Annotated in this window: 17 protein-coding genes; 11 read left to right on the top strand and 6 right to left on the bottom strand. The window is 45.7% G+C overall.

Annotation, left to right across the window (positions count from 1 at the left end):
• Positions 1 to 42 precede the first annotated feature (42 nt).
• On the top strand, positions 43 to 1,662 hold the full coding sequence (locus tag L5M18_RS12330) for a methyl-accepting chemotaxis protein (protein WP_263197126.1): 1,620 nt from the start codon (positions 43 to 45) through the stop codon (positions 1,660 to 1,662).
• A gap of 129 nt (positions 1,663 to 1,791) precedes the next feature.
• On the opposite strand, the gene L5M18_RS12325 is transcribed toward L5M18_RS12330, so the two are convergent.
• On the bottom strand, positions 1,792 to 3,063 hold the full coding sequence (locus tag L5M18_RS12325; protein ID WP_168823082.1) for an amino acid permease: 1,272 nt from the start codon (positions 3,061 to 3,063) through the stop codon (positions 1,792 to 1,794).
• Positions 3,064 to 3,319: 256 nt separating this feature from the next.
• On the opposite strand from L5M18_RS12325, the gene L5M18_RS12320 reads away from it, so the two are divergent.
• The 3 genes from L5M18_RS12320 to L5M18_RS12310 are packed head-to-tail and all read left to right on the top strand — an operon-like array spanning position 3,320 to position 5,712.
• On the top strand, positions 3,320 to 3,703 hold the full coding sequence (locus tag L5M18_RS12320; protein WP_168823011.1) for a RidA family protein: 384 nt from the start codon (positions 3,320 to 3,322) through the stop codon (positions 3,701 to 3,703).
• Between the two features lie 24 nt (positions 3,704 to 3,727).
• Positions 3,728 to 5,002 carry a serine dehydratase subunit alpha family protein gene (locus L5M18_RS12315; protein WP_263197124.1) on the top strand — a complete coding sequence of 425 codons (1,275 nt, stop codon included), beginning with the start codon at positions 3,728 to 3,730 and terminating at the stop codon, positions 5,000 to 5,002.
• Between the two features lie 50 nt (positions 5,003 to 5,052).
• Entirely contained in the window at positions 5,053 to 5,712 is a 660-nt protein-coding gene (locus tag L5M18_RS12310; protein WP_113939392.1) for a transcriptional regulator, read from the top strand.
• A 92-nt stretch (positions 5,713 to 5,804) separates the two neighbouring features.
• On the opposite strand, the gene L5M18_RS12305 is transcribed toward L5M18_RS12310, so the two are convergent.
• Together L5M18_RS12305 and L5M18_RS12300 are read right to left on the bottom strand one after the other, a co-directional pair.
• Positions 5,805 to 7,379: a hypothetical protein gene (locus L5M18_RS12305; RefSeq protein ID WP_131523621.1), complete on the bottom strand. Its 1,575-nt coding sequence runs from the start codon at positions 7,377 to 7,379 to the stop codon at positions 5,805 to 5,807.
• A 227-nt stretch (positions 7,380 to 7,606) separates the two neighbouring features.
• On the bottom strand, positions 7,607 to 8,521 hold the full coding sequence (locus L5M18_RS12300) for a DUF368 domain-containing protein (protein ID WP_028761321.1): 915 nt from the start codon (positions 8,519 to 8,521) through the stop codon (positions 7,607 to 7,609).
• A gap of 224 nt (positions 8,522 to 8,745) precedes the next feature.
• Between L5M18_RS12300 and L5M18_RS12295 the strand changes: the two genes are divergently transcribed.
• Complete coding sequence (locus L5M18_RS12295) at positions 8,746 to 9,246, top strand: hotdog fold domain-containing protein (RefSeq protein WP_131523620.1); 501 nt, start codon at positions 8,746 to 8,748, stop codon at positions 9,244 to 9,246.
• 218 nt (positions 9,247 to 9,464) lie between these two features.
• On the opposite strand, the gene xapA is transcribed toward L5M18_RS12295, so the two are convergent.
• A complete protein-coding gene (gene xapA / locus L5M18_RS12290) occupies positions 9,465 to 10,292 on the bottom strand; it encodes a xanthosine phosphorylase (protein WP_131523619.1) in 828 nt (275 codons plus the stop codon).
• Positions 10,293 to 10,427: 135 nt separating this feature from the next.
• Here xapA and L5M18_RS12285 point away from each other — a divergent pair, with 135 nt between their 5' ends.
• The 4 genes from L5M18_RS12285 to L5M18_RS12270 all read left to right on the top strand — a co-directional run bounded on the left by L5M18_RS12285 (position 10,428) and on the right by L5M18_RS12270 (position 13,804).
• A complete protein-coding gene (locus L5M18_RS12285) occupies positions 10,428 to 11,345 on the top strand; it encodes a LysR family transcriptional regulator (RefSeq protein WP_263197122.1) in 918 nt (305 codons plus the stop codon).
• Between the two features lie 65 nt (positions 11,346 to 11,410).
• Positions 11,411 to 11,848 carry a nucleoside deaminase gene (locus L5M18_RS12280; RefSeq protein WP_028761325.1) on the top strand — a complete coding sequence of 146 codons (438 nt, stop codon included), beginning with the start codon at positions 11,411 to 11,413 and terminating at the stop codon, positions 11,846 to 11,848.
• Positions 11,849 to 12,047: 199 nt separating this feature from the next.
• Positions 12,048 to 13,253 carry a DUF418 domain-containing protein gene (locus L5M18_RS12275; RefSeq protein WP_263197142.1) on the top strand — a complete coding sequence of 402 codons (1,206 nt, stop codon included), beginning with the start codon at positions 12,048 to 12,050 and terminating at the stop codon, positions 13,251 to 13,253.
• A 29-nt stretch (positions 13,254 to 13,282) separates the two neighbouring features.
• On the top strand, positions 13,283 to 13,804 hold the full coding sequence (locus tag L5M18_RS12270; RefSeq protein WP_263197121.1) for a DUF1294 domain-containing protein: 522 nt from the start codon (positions 13,283 to 13,285) through the stop codon (positions 13,802 to 13,804).
• 93 nt (positions 13,805 to 13,897) lie between these two features.
• Here the strand turns inward: L5M18_RS12270 and L5M18_RS12265 are convergent, their stop codons facing one another.
• Entirely contained in the window at positions 13,898 to 14,512 is a 615-nt protein-coding gene (locus L5M18_RS12265; protein WP_173497561.1) for a TetR/AcrR family transcriptional regulator, read from the bottom strand.
• A gap of 276 nt (positions 14,513 to 14,788) precedes the next feature.
• Between L5M18_RS12265 and L5M18_RS12260 the strand changes: the two genes are divergently transcribed.
• Positions 14,789 to 15,268: an HPP family protein gene (locus L5M18_RS12260; protein ID WP_131523614.1), complete on the top strand. Its 480-nt coding sequence runs from the start codon at positions 14,789 to 14,791 to the stop codon at positions 15,266 to 15,268.
• A gap of 80 nt (positions 15,269 to 15,348) precedes the next feature.
• On the opposite strand, the gene L5M18_RS12255 is transcribed toward L5M18_RS12260, so the two are convergent.
• A complete protein-coding gene (locus tag L5M18_RS12255; protein ID WP_263197120.1) occupies positions 15,349 to 16,704 on the bottom strand; it encodes a short-chain fatty acid transporter in 1,356 nt (451 codons plus the stop codon).
• 250 nt (positions 16,705 to 16,954) lie between these two features.
• On the opposite strand from L5M18_RS12255, the gene L5M18_RS12250 reads away from it, so the two are divergent.
• Positions 16,955 to 17,425 (top strand): FKBP-type peptidyl-prolyl cis-trans isomerase, encoded by a 471-nt coding sequence (locus tag L5M18_RS12250; protein ID WP_028761331.1) that lies wholly within the window; start codon positions 16,955 to 16,957, stop codon positions 17,423 to 17,425.
• Positions 17,426 to 17,543 lie beyond the last annotated feature (118 nt).

Genomic DNA, 17,543 nt, shown 5'->3' with positions numbered 1-17,543 from the left:
TGGAGTGCCGAGCTCAAGCTCGGCACAACTTGGGGGCAAGGGATGAATTTCTTTAATGATATTTCTATTTTTAAAAAAGTTATCGCGATATTTATTTTAGCTGTCATCATTTTCGCTTTAAACTTAAGCATTAGTGTCATCTCCATAAATAAAAATCGCACCACACTTAATTATATGGAGCAGCAAGTTTACCAAAGAGTTGAACTCGCCAATCAAAACGTGTTTTTTATCCAACAACTCGATGAACTTTACACTCAATCGGTTTCTTTTGCCGACGAAGACCTGTTAACGAATGCAGGTACTATGTATGAATCTCTACGTAAAAACCTACAACAATTAGATAGTGTCGATCCCTCGCAAGCCAATAAACTCAGTAATCTATCCGCTAAATTAACCCGCTATAACGACATGACGATTAAGCTGGCTAAAGGCATGTTGGCGGGTACGATTGATATGGCAAACATTGGCCAGATCAGCCAAGAAAAATCCCAAGCCTATGAAGCTGTACTTAATGAAATACAAGATTACAAACAAAGCAAAGTACTCGAATTTAAACAATCGATAAAAGAAGCTGGCGACAGATCTGCGCAAAGTTTGTGGCTCACCCTCTCCATCGGCATCGCTTTACTGATCGTGATGTTGATTGTCACTATTGCCATAGCACGCGCTATCAGCTCATCTGCGCGTAATGTCGCCCAGTCACTGAGTGAGCTGGCCGATGGAAAAGGCGATCTTAGTCATCAGCTCAAAGTGTCTGGTTGCGATGAACTCGGCCAAGTATCAAGTAACTTCAATCGATTTCTTCGCTTGCTCGGAGATTCTATTCGAAGGGTGGTGAATGTTACCGATCCCTTACTTGATAGCTCGCGCTCACTCAAACAGCGCATGGAAGATGCGACGCATGCCACCCAGCGGCAAAGCCATGATGCCAGCGCAGTACAAGTCTCAATGGAAGACATGCGTCACTCTGTCATCGAAATTTCGCAAAATGCCCGCCAAGCCGCCAGTGCAGCACAGGTCGCGGAGAAAGAAGCGATGCAAGGTATGACAGTCGTTCAGCGTACCATCGATATTTCACAGCAATTAAATACAGGAATTCAGGCGGCTTCTAACTCGATCAATGAGCTCGCCAGAGATACTGAAAATGTCACTTCTATCTTAAATGTGATTACCTCTATTGCCGAGCAAACCAACCTGTTGGCACTTAATGCCGCCATCGAAGCCGCCCGCGCGGGTGAGCAGGGACGAGGCTTTGCCGTAGTCGCTGATGAGGTCCGCGCTCTCGCCTCTAAAACAGCCGATGCAACCACTGAAATTCGCCATGTGTTACAAAACCTTAAAACGGCGGCCATTTCCTCGGTCAATACCATGAATGTGGCGATGTCGAAGTCATCGGAAAATGAAACCAATGCTCAAAATACAGGGAGTGCGCTGAAATCAATTCAGCAGCAGATTGTCAGTATCAATAGTATGAATACCCACATTGCCTCGGCAACGGAAGAACAAGCCTCGGTCGCTTCCCAAGTGGTCGATAACGTCGTCAATATGAACGCTTCATTCGAACAGACATTACAAATTCTGTCGCAGGTTCGCAATGTTTCTGAGGGATTAGTCGATTTTGCCGATGAACTAAAAAACGCCACATCTCAATTCAAACTTTGACCATAGAGCATTATCGAAATGATTGCTCAACATAGAAAACCGGTATTGAGTTTACACTTAATACCGGTTTTTAATTCCTTAAAGCTTATCTTTTTGTACCACTTTATCCGTGTTAACTAAACATCCGTGTTAACTAAACGCTAAGAAGGGAGATACGCACAGCAATAAGCCTGTGATAATAATGATATACAGCGACACACCCTTGTACTTATGTAATGCAGGTACTTGGTACACTAAATAAGCGGGGATCAAACAACCGACTAAACCAAAAATTGGACTACAAATCGACGTAAAGCTCAGCACTGGCGCATTCAACACAATCGCGCCCCAAGATAATAGAATGGTAAAAATCATAATGCCGTAACCAACAAGCTTTTTGTTGATACGATCTTCAGGCATATAACGGCGCAGCATGTTCATGGTCAAACCTTGGCAAGCTTCCCTAAAACCGAGATATACGCCAAAGTAAGCCGTCATCACCGCAAAAATATTCAAGGTTAAACTCAGCAATTTAAGTGTTTGTCCCTGCATACCTTGGGCAACCATAGCAAGAGCCGAGATATTTTCTTCCGATGCACGCACAGCCTGATCATGTCCCATTGCTAGGGTGAATGACACAGCATAAAAGAACACCACGACAAACAAGACGCCAAAGGCAATGTTCATGGCGCGCATCGCTTTAAAGCGCGCTACCGCAAGGGATTTTTCCCGCGAACGGTATGAAATCACCATAGGGCTTAAACTTTGAATAAACAGAATCGATGTTAGCGTAAAGGGCAGCATAACGACCGCATCTTTCAACCAATCTCCCGTTGCTGGGATAGCGCCGATATTATTGATATCCCATTTATCCACCATCAATAACCCTAACACGGCGACAACGCCCAACTTAGTCAGTACCATAAAAGTAGAGATCTTAAACAAAAGATTCTCACCGCGGGAGGCTAAAGCAACAAGACCGCAGATCAAGGCTAAACCATAGAAAGGATTTTCTGACAATAACGCTTTGGTGATCCCAAAACTTTGCAAAAATGAAGCACTGTCGTTTGTAATGGCCGTTGAATAAACGAACACCCAAATAACCAACATGATGAAATACAAACCACCCAACAACATACCCCAGTTTTTACCTAAGTAACCCGAAATCACACTCGGGTAATCCTTACATTCTGGAGATTCCGCTAAGGTATTGATAAACAACCGTTGGAACATATACATGGCAGGATAGCCAATAATGCCAGACAGTAAGAAAACCCATAACCCCATCAAACCGACCTGCACAGGCAAGAATACGATCCCCGCGCCAATCGCCATTCCGATACTCATGATAATCCAGCCCCAATCCGTACTATCGAAGCGGGTATCTGCTTTCCACTGTGCAGCAGTAATTGTTGCATCCATCATTTCACCTTTACCTAGTTGGTATTATTTTGTGCAAATATATTTGAACAAAACAAACTCAGCAATCAAAATACTCAACTTTTGTTGAACAAAGAGTTAAAGCTCACAACTTGACTGAAAACGAGATAAATAGCGCACAAACCGCAGTGTAAAATGAAATTCATTAAAAAATAATTGCAATAAAACATAAAAATACAAATAATGTTGCACATACGCCGACCTAGGCATTCAATTTTATTTGCAAGTTGGAGAGACAATGAAAACTATTATTCACGCAGAACGTGCTCCCGCGGCCATTGGCCCTTATTCCCATGGCACAGCCTATGGCAACCTCATTTTTACCTCTGGCCAACTCCCTGTTTGTAAAAAGAAAGGCAGCGTAGTTGACGGTGGGATTACTGAGCAATCGATTCAATCATTAGAGAATCTCAAATACGTGCTCGAAGCAGGTGGTGGCAGCTTAGACACGATTCTTAAAACCACTTGTTATCTTGCAGAGATCAGTGACTTTGCCGCCTTTAACGAAGTGTATAAAACCTATTTTAAAACCGACTGCCCAGCTCGTAGCTGTTTTGCGGTGAAGGACCTTCCACTGGGCGTTAAAGTAGAAGTTGAAGCGATAGCACACGTTAAAATTTAAGCATTAACATAAGGTTGTAAGCTCATGAAACCCCAATGGCAGCAGTATATTCAAATCATTAAACAAGTGGTTAAGCCCGCATTAGGCTGCACAGAGCCCATCGCCGCCGCTTACGCCGCCGCCGTCGCCCGCGCCTTGCTGGGTGTTGAACCCGATTCAATTGCAGTACAAGTGTCTGACAATCTTTATAAAAACTCTATGGGCGTGTTTGTGCCTGGCACAGGCAAAATCGGTCTGGCAATTGCCGCTGCAGCAGGCGCCATTGCGGGTAATCCGGATGCGGGCTTAGAAGTATTGGCTGTGATCAAGCCAGAACAAGTCGCCAGAGCACAGGCCCTTATCGATGCGGGCAAGGTGACGGTCGAGCGCACCGAAACAGCAGAATTTATCTATTGTTGTGTCATCGCGAAAAAAGGCGACCGCGAAGCCCTAGTGAAAATCTGCGGCGGCCATACACTGATCGCCGAGAAGCGCCTCAACGGCGAATCCGTCTTTAGTGTCGATAGCACGCAAGCTAAAGCCACTGGTTCCATCTGTGAAGGCGTGGATATCACTATCGAGTCCATTTATCGCTTCGCCCAAGAAGTCCCCTTCGAAGAGATCAAATTCATCCTCGAAGCCTCTGAGCTAAACGGCAAATTATCCGATGAAGGCATGGCGAATCCCTATGGGCTTGAAGTCGGCCGCACCATGAAAAGCGGCATAGCCGCCGGCATTATCGGTGAAGACTTACTGAATAAAATCGTCATGTTAACTGCTGCAGCATCCGATGCTCGCATGGGCGGGGCGAACTTGCCCGCCATGAGCAATCTTGGTAGTGGTAATCAAGGCATAGCGGCAACTATCCCTGTGGTATTGACGGCACAATGCTATAAGGTTTCGGAAGAGAAACTCGCCCGCGCCTTGATTATGAGCCATCTAGGGGCGATTTATATCAAGTCCCATTACCCACCACTGTCGGCATTTTGTGGCAATACAGTCACCAGCGCAGCAGCTTCTATGGCCATGGTGTATTTAGCTGGTGGCTCGTTCGAACAATCCTGTTTCGCGATTCAAAACGTGATCAGCGACAGCTCTGGCATGGTGTGTGACGGCGCTAAAGCGTCTTGCGCCATGAAGGTTAGCACTTCATCCAGTGCGGCCGTGCGCTCATTTTTGATGGCGCTCAGTAGTCACAATGTCTCAGGCCAAGGTATTATTGCTACCGATGTAGAGAAAACCATTAAAAACATTGGCAAAATGATCCTCAATGGCATGTCATCCACAGATGTCACTATTATCGATATTATGTCGGCATGATGATTTTAACCCGCTGAATATTGGCGGGTTAATAACTAAAGGTTGAAATTGTGAAACTGCAAGATTTAACGCAAAGTGATCTGGATATTCTGAAATCCATCGAAAATATCGTCGATGGCATCGCTGCCATGTATGGTCAACACACAGAAGTGGTATTGCACAGCCTAGATGCGAAACATCCGTCTGTGGTCAAAATTGCCAATGGCCATGTCACAGGCCGTGAAGTCGGAGCTCCAATAACCAACCTTGCCTTGCTCAAGCTCAAAACCGGTCAGGATATTTCCAACTCTTACCTGACTAAATGTGCCAATGGTAAGACGCTAAGATCAATTACGACGGTGATCCGTAACAGTAAAAATCAACCCATAGGGTTACTGTGTATTAACAGCGACATGGATGCACCACTGCAATCAGTACTGCGCACTATGATGCCAGAGCAACTCCTTGGCAGCGAACTGACCAGCTCGCCCGAGGTGTTTGCCCGCAATATCGATGAAGCGCTCCATAGCACTATCGACAGTGTGAACCATGAGGTTCGCGCGAATCCCGCGATTTCACCTTCACAAAAGAGTCGCGAAATCGTCAATCAATTGCATGAGTTAGGGATTTTCGAACTCAAGGACAGTGCCCAAGTCGCGGCCACTCGATTGGGGATTTCAGTGCATTCGATTTATCGCTATCTGCGGGAAATCAAAGCCAATCAAGCTTAAAGCGAGAAAAAACTCGCCTAAATAGAAAGGGCTAAGGTGTAAATAACCTTAGCCCTTTCGTTTTATTATTTTTGCACTTGTGATTGCGCTTGTTATTGCGCAGCTCGTCCGCTAAAGCCCATCATATTCCATGCCTGCACTGTGCCATCGGCCATTAAAGCAATGGCATCGAGCAAATTACTACGAATGTCGCGCATTTGGCTCAAATCAACGGCTTGTTTATCTAATGTTAACGCAGCCTCGCCTCCCATCCACACCGCAATCGAACCATCTTGGCGTTTAACCGTAAACCCTAAGCCTGTCGGGAAAATATCCGTTGCTTGGGTGATTTCAGTTTTGGGTCCAGAGTGGCCATCAACCACAGTGCCATCCTGTTTTAAAAAGGCAAACTCCCGCTCATAAGTCACCACTTTGCTCACCTGAGTGACTTCTTGATAGCGTGGTTGCTTGTCTACCAAGTCCCAACCTTCCCAAGCAATGGCCGTATTATCCCTGCGTAACGCGACAAAACCCTCCTCAAAGGGATAAACCTTGTACACTTTTTGCAACTTATCCTGTAGGACTGATGTATCGGCACCATTGAATTTACTGCCCCATACGTGCAGTTGACGACTGATGGTTAAGGCGGCAAATGCGCCACGATTTGCATAAATATCAATCACTTTATTGGCGCGTTTTGTAGTAGATAAACGCGCTGGAAACGCGACGTGATACTCAGTCAATTCGCCCTCACCCCAGGTATATACGCTGCCATCCGCCAGCAGCGCCGCAAACCCATGATCCGTGTTGACAACTTTCACGGCAGGCGCTAATTGGCTGAGTTTTGCCAGTTGTTCGTGGCCTTTTTGATCATCGCTGACCCCGCCCCAAGACACTAATTTTCCCGTCGCAGTCCTCGCGGTAAAAGCATTATTGTTGGCATAGAGCAGATCGACATGGTTAAGCTCAGAGGCCACGTGACGACTATCGCCACCATAAGCGGCATCGCCCCAAGTCACTACTGCTCCCCCCAGCTTTAAGGCAGCAAAGGCACCTTTATTAATCAACACAAAATCAATATTGGTCATCGCAGGCGCAGCATATTGACCCGAGAGCAGTTCGGCTGGTGTTGAATCCAGATTAGACCAACTGACTACGCTACCATCTTGTTTGATGGCCGCATAAAGCCCTTCTGCCAACACAAAAGAACGAACGCCTGTCAGCACTTGCTTCATCCCCATCCCCCAAGGGATAAGTTTGTCATCACGGGTTAAGGCCGCAAAACCACAGGTATTCTCCGCCGCGTATAACTCTTTTACATTAACCAGAGGCTCTGCGGCATTATTGATATCGCCACCACATTCAGCATCGCCCCATGCCACCACAGTACCGTCTTGCTTGAGTGCCGCAAATGCACTGAGATTACTGTAGATTTGACTCACTTGGGCTAACTGGGCAGGCATAGGGATTTTGGTAGAATCGTCGGCCACCTCAAGATTGCTCGGAATGGACGTTAATGAATTATTCGCGGCGGATGGTGATCTGTGAGCCAATATCGTGTCAGAAATTTGCTGTTTTAATTCGGGCGATATATCAGAATCTTGTTTATCTATGAGTAAGTTAACCACATGACCCAAGGCAAAAATCGCCAGCGCTACACCGCCCCACGAGACCTGTTTTTTATCCACAAGTATATCCTTATCGTAACTGCAAACTCTCACTGAGTTTAAACTGGAACATAACGTCGACTGAGTACGCTAAATGTGAACTGTGATTGTAACCAAAACAGGGCTAAAATGACATTGCCCTAAAGTCGAAAGCTGACCTGATTCAAGTAAGATGAGCATATGAGCAAAAAAATAAAAGCAGCGTATCTCGCTGCTTTTATTGAATATGATGTTGAGGTAACAAAGGGCTAATCTCTTTTGCCCACTTTCTCTAACCCCCAAACCAGTGCAATCGCCGCTAACATACACACAATGGCTAACATCAGTTGTGAGGGCTGACCCGTTACTTGCTCAAAATTAAGCGGGGAAATATTTTGCTCTAGCAAAGGTACTTGTTCGCCGTGGGAGTTGGTCCGCCAAGTTAAGATTTCTTTCCATGGCCAAATTTTACCTAAGGTACCTAACATTAATCCGGTTAGAAACACGATAGTGGCATCATGGTATTTACGCAGCAGCGCCGACAATAAATGGCTGAACGTCAGTAATCCCATCACGGCACCAGCAGCAAAACAGGCCAAAATATCCAGCTGAATATTTTTAGCGGCAGCGAGGACCACAGGATATAACCCTAACAATAATAAGATGAAACTGCCTGAAATTCCCGGCAATACCATAGCGCAAATCGCAATCGCGCCGCCGAAAAAGATATTCATGTAACTGGCTTCTACCGCGACCGGATTCAGTACAGTAATCGCCCATGCAGCCAGCACACCAAGAGCAAATAACCCTAAACGTGCCACAGTGAAACCACTCACTTGCTTAAGCATATGCACGACAGAGATAAGAATAAGCCCAAAAAAGAACGACCAGATCGGGATGGGATGTACCGCCAATAACCAAGAAATCAGCTTCGCAAAGGTAAAAATACTGGTCAGGATCCCCGCCAGCAGACTCACTAAAAAGCCACCATTAATATGGGCAAATGCCCCTTTTATGCCCTGCGACTTGATTACGCCCCAAAGGGAAGGATTAATGCGTTTTACACTATCGAGCAAAGTATCGAGAATACCGGTAATAAACGCTATGGTGCCGCCCGAAACGCCAGGCACAACATCAGCAGCGCCCATGGCCATTCCCTTAAAATACGTCAGCAAATATTTCACTGTGAGTCCTTGTAGTTAAATCAACATGCCATTGCCGCTACACGACAAATTGGCCGCAATTATACGGTGTTACACTTAAAACCGCGAAATGAAGTTTACTTAATTAAGCCGACTGGTATTTGTTGTTATCCTAATGTTACACTCATCCGACCAGAGCAACCCAAGCTCAACTTGGAACAGGCTCAAGATAACAACACCCCTTTGCACCATTATTAAGGATGACCATGAGCCAGACAGACTCTTCTAGCACTGCAGAACAAAAACCTAATAAAGTGCTTGCGCTCTACCACAAAACTCGCCGTTATCCCTTCGGCCAAAAACTGTTTTCAATCATGGTTTCACGCATGGCGCCCTATTTCGGCACCATCAAACCACTGATCACTGAATTACGCCTTAATCATTGCGCCTGTTTAATTAAAAAACGCCATGCCGTTCATAATCATATAAAAACTGTGCATGTGATTGCGATTTGTAATGGTCTAGAAATGGCCATGGGCGTGATGGCCGAAGCCTCTATTCCAAAACATTTACGTTGGATCCCTAAGGGCATGAGTTTGGATTATACGGCTAAAGCAGGCAGCGATATTTTATGTGTCGCCGAAGTGACACCAGAGCAATGGATTCCTGGCGATATGCTGGTCCCCGTTACCGCCTACGACACCCAAGGAGTGGTTGTGGTGAAAGGACATATCAAATTGTGGATTTCAGAAAAACCGCAAAAATAAACGCTTTGAATCAAGACTTACACTTAATGTCAGCATTTAAAAAAGGGAGCTTCGCTCCCTTTACTTTTTAACCTCCCGCCGTATTTCGCAAAAACATTCGGTGAACTGAATTGCGCGGCGCCTTGCTCGCATAAAAGTACAAACTTTTAAATCTGTTCTTTTAAATCCGAAATGCTTAAATACGAGCTATTAAAATAGCAGCCCAGTGATGCAAAATATTAAGCAAAATGGCTTGCAGTAAAACGCTCAATTAAACGGATAAAGTCGGCTTCAGCAAGCTTGGCACACTTTAAGGTTTGTTCATGGGATAACTGCACGTCCCCCAATCCTTCTGCCATATTGGTAATAGCGCACACAGCCAACACGGGCAAACCACAATGCGCCGCCGAAATCACCTCTGGCACCACGGACATTCCCACTACATCGCCACCGATAATTTGCATCATGCGGATTTCAGCCGCGGTTTCAAAACACGGGCCAGAGTAAGACACAAAGACCCCTTGATTCACTTCAATGCCTGCGGCTTTTGCGACACTTAAGGCTTCTGATCTCAGGTCTTTATCATAAGCATTGGCTAGGCTAAAAAAGCGTGGACCGTAGTTATCATCATTTGCGCCCGTCATGGGCGTACCCGGCATAGTATTAATGTGATCGCTGAAAATCACTAATGATCCCACGCCGATCAGCTCTGGCCGTAATGACCCCGCAGCGTTAGTCACGAGTAACAATTCACACCCTAAACGTTTGAAAGTACGCACAGGCGTCGTCATCACCTTCATGCTTTGATGCTCGTAAAAATGCCCGCGGCCTTTCATGCACACTATATCGATGCCATGTAAGCTGCCGAGCACAAGCTCTCCAGAGTGGCCGACGACGGTACTCACAGGAAAGCCGTCTAACTCTTCATAGGGGATCACCACTTTATTATCTAAATTATCGGCAAACGCGCCAAGCCCTGAGCCCAAAATCATAGCGGCGCGGGGAGAGAAATTCGGTTTACGGGCTCGAATCGTCGCAAGGGCATTAATAACGGGATCATGGCTCATACAAGGTACCTCATAGCAAGGGAATGAAAGAGTAAACGACCCTCAGTATAAGCGGGCTTAGGGTTGCAAATAATCGCGATTAATCGCACTATTGCGCTGATAAAAAGGACAATAGCTGAAAATAGTGAGCCTAAGATGAGCAAGATAAACGCACCTGAACTCGTCACCTTGAAGATGCTGCGGTATTTCCATCGAGTGGCTGAAGTGAAAAACTTTACCGCTGCCGCCGAGCAACTGCATTTATCGAAATCTCCGCTGAGCGCACAAATCAAAGAGTTAGAATCGCTCCTTGGCGTTGACCTGTTCACCCGCAGCACTCGTCAGGTCGAACTCACGCCCTATGGCCAATTGTTAAGAGAGAAGTGCGAGCAAATATTCGAGCTGGTGAATACCTCATTGGAACAAGTGGCTCAGCTTGGGCGACTCGATAGAAACCATATTCGGATTGGCATCATGAGCTCGCTGTTTTGGATGGGATTTGGTGACATACTGAAAAGCTTTCGTAAGCAATGCCCTAATAATGAGCTGATATTTCAAGAGTTATCACCCGAAACTCAAAAAGTCGCCTTAGCACATCAAGAAATCGATTTTGGCCTAGTGCGCTACGCCGATACCTTAAATTTGCCGCACCTTCTCGACGAAACCATCACCAGCGAACCTATGGTGTTAGCACTGGCAAGTAAGCATCCCTTAGCCAGACGCAAAAGCATCGACTTGAGTGAACTCAAAGATGAGCCTTTTACCTTACTCAGCCGTGCCAATTCCGCCTCTAGCGATTTGATTATCGCCAGCTGTCAGGCCGCAGGATTTATGCCGCAATTAGTACAGGAAATGGTCGAGCCCAATAGCTTGATGGCCATCATCGCTGGCGATAACAGGGTATCCATAGTGCCACAAAGTTATGCATCACAGCCTTGGCCTAGGGTAAAGTTTATTAAATTAAAACAAACCATCCCCGCCGATATCTGCCTGATTTATCGGCCAGAAATGGCTTCGCTGCCAATTCTCGATAGCCTGAGGAACTTATTGAAGCAACAAATCAAAACCATTTAGATTGTCTCCCAAACGAGTGCTATGCTGAGTTCAATACTCAGGGTTCATATTTTAAGGATATCAAGATGGATGAATTTTTAGCGGCAGCCATTGAAGAAGCCAAACAAGGACTCGCCGAGGGCGGCATCCCCATTGGTTCGGTATTAGTGATCGATGGCAAAATCGTCGGGCGCGGCCACAATAAACGGGTACAAAAAGGCAGTTCAGTACTGCATGCCGAAATGGATTGTCTCGAAAATGCCGGCCGATTTAGCGCCGCCGAGTACCAAAGGGCGACCTTGTATTCCACCCTATCACCCTGCGATATGTGCAGCGGCGCAGTATTACTTTATGGCATACCAAAAGTCATCGTCGGTGAAAACGCTACCTTCCAAGGGCCTGAAGCCTATGTAAAATCGCGCGGTGTGGATGTCACTGTGGTCGATAATGCCGAGTGCAAACAATTGATGCAGGACTTTATCGCCAGCAATCCCACACTCTGGAACGAAGATATCGGCGAGTAATGGTTCGACAGTCTTCTCAATCCGTTTCTGCATTTTTGTATTTCACTTTTTACGTTGGCGCTAGTTCACCTTCTACCTTTCCTGTATTTTACTTTTTGTGTTGACTGTATTTCATTGGAGGCTAGCGCCTGCTAGGCTAGCCCTCCCAAATCCCAGTGAAAAGTGGAACATGTCTACTAGCGAAAGGAACTCAGCTAACGTGCCAGCCAACTTACCTAAAGACCCTTGGTCAAGATCAGACTCCACGCAGCCTGTTGTAATGACGATACCCGCACAGCGTAATGCCAACCTCGATGCTATTCGCGGCTTAGCCGTGTTGGGGATATTTTTTATGAATATCTATTTTATGGGCATTACTTTTTTTGGCTATGCGCCCCATGAAACACAGCCGCTGTCGGATCACATTATCAAAGTGTTCAGTAACTTTTTCATCGAGGCACGCTTTATCAGTCTGTTTTCCATCTTGTTTGGTGTCGGGCTTTTTATTCAATATCAGCGATTTAGCGCCAAAGGCCTAGAAGCTTATTCCCTACTGCGATCACGTTTAAAATGGTTAATTGTATTTGGCCTACTCCACGGCATTTTTATTTGGTCAGGTGATATTTTATTCACCTATGGCATCAGCGGATTTTTAGCTTTGTGTTACAAAGATTTAAGTGTTGAAGCCCTTAAGCGCAAAGCGAATATTTTTATTTTAAGCGCCTTAGTTATCATTACGCTGGTTAGCCTTACGGGCAGCGATGAACCTTTCACTCGAGAATCGAGTCTATTTGCAGAGCAATACAGTGCATGGACCTCTGGCTATGCCGACCAACTATTACTGCAATTGATGCAAGTTGGCTATATGGCACTAGTGATCCCTTTTACCATAATGTGGTTTACGGCTGGCTTGATGTTGCTCGGCATGGCCTTGTATCAACAAGGGACTTTTGAGCAAGGTTTTAGCAAATCGGTACTGGTAAAGTTAGTGCTAGCAAGCGTAACGCTATCACTGCTTGATACCATCTTAGGTTTAACGAAAAATACTATTCTCGTTGCGTTTTCAGATGTGTTAATCATGCTAAGTGCTATTCCTATGGCGCTGATTTACATCCATATTATAGTAAAGGTTTGCCAGAATAATCCTAATATACTGACTCCGCTGCAAAATGTTGGCAAACTCGCGTTTAGTCTCTATATTCTGCAATCCATCGTTGGCGTGTTAGTGTTTAGACACTTAGCTCCCGAATTGCTATTGAGCTTAGATAGATGGGGATACATGGCCATGGCGCTGGTTTATTCAGTAGTGCAATTACTGTTAGCCAGCCTGTACTTACACTATTTCAAACAAGGGCCGCTAGAGAAACTGTGGCGCCACCTCGCGTTTAAAAAATACACGACAACACAAGTACATAAGCAAGCTTAAAAACACTGACACGAGATTGATACCAGATAATGACGAACAAAAAAACTACTAAAACGGGCAACAGCGCTTCACCTCAAACCAATCGCCCGCAAAAGAATCGAGCACAAAGCGGTCGCGCTCAGAACAGTCGCACACAAAACAATCGCGCCCAAAGTAGTCGCGCTCAAAAATCCAATACAGCCGCTTCAGGCTCAAGCCTTATGCCGCTGTTATTGGTGGTGATTTTTCTTGCTAGCTTAATCGGCGCAGCACAGCAACATATGCTGCCAGTCGGGATTGCGGGCATGTACCTCACGCTAAGCCTGCTCACCTTTATCGCCTATGCCATTGATAAATCCGCCGCTAAACGTAATAAATGGCGCACTAAAGAAAGCACATTACATCTGCTCGCTCTCATGGGCGGTTGGCCCGGCGCTCTATTTGCCCAAAACCTGTTAAGACACAAGTCCATTAAAGCCTCATTTAGAAACGTCTTTTGGCTCACCGTTGTCGCCAACTTAGCCGTACTGGGTTATGGCATAAAAACTGGCGCCGTAGATATGTTTATCTAATGCTCTTATTTAAGGGCTTTTATGTAAGAGCTTTTATACAAAGGCTTTTATATAAGGCGCCTTATCTAAGAATCGCCATCTGAGGGTGGCAGTCTAAGCAGCATGAGTCGCGGCATCGATCAACTGATCTACCACAGACAACGCCAACAGTGCAGACTGAGTGTCACCTTTTAGTTGCGCCGACACTATCGCACCCTCTTTGAGTAAACCTATTGCCGCAACGAGAAATTGGGTCTTAGCTTCTGGCAAGCCCAATGCCGATACTTGCTGTTCAATTAAACTCGCCACTCGCAGTTTATGCAGGGCGCAGAGTTGGTGCACTGGATGGCTCGGCTCAGTAAATTCGGCGCTGACATTGATAAAAAAACAGCCGCGAAACTCACACAGTTGCGGCACTCTTTGATTAAACCAATCATCGAGCGCGATAAATAACCCACCAATGCCCTCCCGTCCCGCTGGCAATGCGTTCACTCGCTCGCTAAGCCATTGATAAAATACCTCATCACGATAGCGAACCACGGCTTCAACTAACTCATCTTTACTGGCAAAGTGGTGGTACAGAGTTTTTTTGGCGATCGCCGATTCCTGCAAAATCTGATTAATCCCCACCCCATGCACACTTTGAAAATAAAACAGTTTAAATGCGGTAGTGACCAATTGCTGCCGTTTATCCGATGGCGTACCTGTCTGAATCTCAGTGCCCTGCATCAACTCATTCCTCTTCTTTGGTAAACATTCGTTAGCAAATTTTAGCTAACAAATATGAGTCCTATCTTCTCACGAGTAGACAAATCAGTCTACCCGTGAGAACATTCACATCGGTAGACAAATTTGTCTACTTCGGTAACTAAATTAAGTTAATAGTGAAATCAAGAGTGAACACGGAACACCACGGCATGTTAGCGGCGATGGTTTGCTGAACATTCACGTCCACAATTCATTATCAAAATAAGGGCTTAACACAAGCCATTAATGGGAGAAAAGATGCAAAGAATCAATCCACAGAATCTAAAGATGGCCTTGCTCGCAGGGTGTGGAGCCACGTTGTGTATCAGTAGTTTAGCGACGCTTGAACAGCTAACACCGCAAACCATTTGGTTGATGGCCCCCTTTGGTGCCACTATGGTGTTGTTGTTTGCCTTGCCAGAAAGTCCACTCGCTCAACCGAGAAACATTCTCTGCGGCCACTTACTCACGAGTTTGGTTGGACTGATCATTCTAAATACTTTAGGAGTCTCCCCGCTAGCCTTAGGGCTTGCGGTCGGATTAGGTATAGCGGTCATGATGTTAACTCATACTGTGCATCCACCCGCGGGAGCGAATCCTCTGGTCGTTATGCTCACGGCGCAGCACTGGGATTTTCTGTATATGCCCGTCGCCAGTGGTGTTGCGCTCATTCTGGCTTTTGGTTGGCTGTATCACAACTTACTTTGCCGCCGGCAATACCCACAAAAGTGGTTTTAATCATTCATCGCCAATAAAAAAGGGCAATTTTAAATTGCCCTACACTTTCTCTAAAATGCAAAATTGGCTGTACTTTACCTTTAGAACCAACTCAACGCGATACTGATAATCACGCCAGTGATCATCAATTGCATTAAACAAAAGCCCATAATATCCCGCGCTTTTAAGCCTGCAATCGCCAGCACGGGCAGTGCCCAGAAAGGTTGAATCAAGTTAGTCCACGCATCTCCCCAAGCAACGGCCATTGCGACCCGAGCGACATCTGCACCTAAAGCCTGTGCGGCGGGTAGCATAATCGGTGCCTGCACCGCCCATTGGCCACCTCCCGATGGCACAAAAATATTCACAATTCCTGCACTGATAAAGCTCCAAAATGGCAGGCTCTCGGCGCTAGCGATGGCCACAAAACCTTCCGAAATACTTTGAGCTAAACCCGATTGCACCATCACAGCCATAATGCCCGCATAAAAGGGAAATTGGATAACAATACCTGCGCCGCCCTTAATGGCCTCATTCAAACTGGTTAATAAACTGCGTGGTGTTTGATGTAACAGTATGGCGAGGAATAAAAATAAGAAGTTCACTAAATTGAGGTTTAAGCTGCCGCCCTGCACCCAAAAGTAATAACCTAAGTATACAAGCCCAGCGCCACCGACGCTCCAGCCGAGTAAACGACTATTTTCTAACTTATCCGCAGGACGGCTTTCAGACTGACGCTCGCTCACATTTGCAGAGTTAAGCTCTAACGCCGAAGCATCAAGTTCAGCGTCTTTGTCATCAAGGGCGCTTGGGTCAACATAAACACTGTCTTTTTCTTCTGGCAACATAAAGCGATTCACTAAGGGCATGACCACAAACAGAATTGCCACTAACAATAAATTATAACTCGCGAAAATGGTGTCACTGGTGGGGATGATACCGATTTGTGATTCAGAGAAATGCCCCACCGTCGCTATGGTTAATGGGATCGAACCCGCAAGCCCACCATGCCAAACCACAAAGCCGGAATAGGCGCTGGCGACCAGCAGCCGATAATCCACTTTTACTTTGCGAGCTAAGGCTTTGGCAAATAACGCACCCACCACTAGCCCAAAACCCCAGTTAATCCAACTGGCGGCCAGTGACACCAAAGTCACTAAAATAATGGCTTGTGGTGCCGACTTAGCCAATCCAGCAATGGCATCGAGCATCTTTTTAATCGGCGGCGAGCTTGCCAACATAAATCCTGCCACCAGCACTAACAGCATCTGCATCGAAAAACTTAACAGCGTCCAAAAACCATCGCCCCAATAATTGATGACTTCCAGCGGGGTTTTATGTTCAGCGACCACAGCAGCAATTAATACGACTAAGGTAAGTAAAAGCACGAAAATATAAGGATCGGGTAAATATCGGTCAACGAGTTTGACCAGAGGTTTTGCCGCTTTGTTTAACATAGACTTTCCTTGTTTATTATCTGAACTAAAACGTCAACACGCCCTAGTTCTTATTTGTTTTTATTGAATTTTTATTGAGTCTTAAGCCCACAGATTAAGCGATCTCTAAAGCAGGATAAAGTCTTGAAGGAGTTTTTAACGGTTTGAACTGGTAGCACCAGATATCCCGCTCAACGCACACGCGAGTGCCGATAGCATCTGATGCTAAAAAACTGATAATATGGCAAAAATTAACTAAGGTGCTCTTTATATGAAAATGTTACTTGCCGTTGTGGTGATTGCTGGGGTGATTTTTTACTTCTTTACCTCGATGAACGGCCAAAAAGCCGCCCAAGAAAATATCCGTTTAGGCAATGAGTTTTTAACACAAAACAAAACCAAAGAAGGTGTGATCACCACAGCTTCAGGTTTGCAATATCAAGTATTAACTCAGGGCGATGGCACAGTTCATCCTAAAGCCAGCGATACAGTGACAGTCCATTACCATGGCACTTTGATTGACGGTACTGTGTTTGACAGTTCGGTTGATCGCGGCGAACCCATCGCATTTCCGCTTAATAGGGTGATTAAAGGTTGGACCGAGGGCGTACAGCTTATGGTTGTTGGCGATAAAATGCGTTTTTTTATTCCCAGTGAACTCGCCTACGGTAACCGTAGCACGGGCAAGATTGGTGGTGGTTCTGTGTTAATTTTTGATGTGGAACTGCTTAAGATTGATTAAATCAGTCTTCAATGAGTCTGTCTTAACGCATTCGGCTGTATTCATAAAAAAACCTAACGCTTAATAAAGAAAAAAGCCCTGAATCTTCGCAGGGCTTTATTTTTTAACCAATAATGTC

The organism is Shewanella sp. SM20 (assembly GCF_025654545.1).
Lineage (GTDB): Bacteria > Pseudomonadota > Gammaproteobacteria > Enterobacterales > Shewanellaceae > Shewanella > Shewanella oncorhynchi.
The sequence above is the reverse complement of the archived record's forward strand: the minus strand, read 5'-3'. Positions and strand labels throughout refer to the sequence as shown.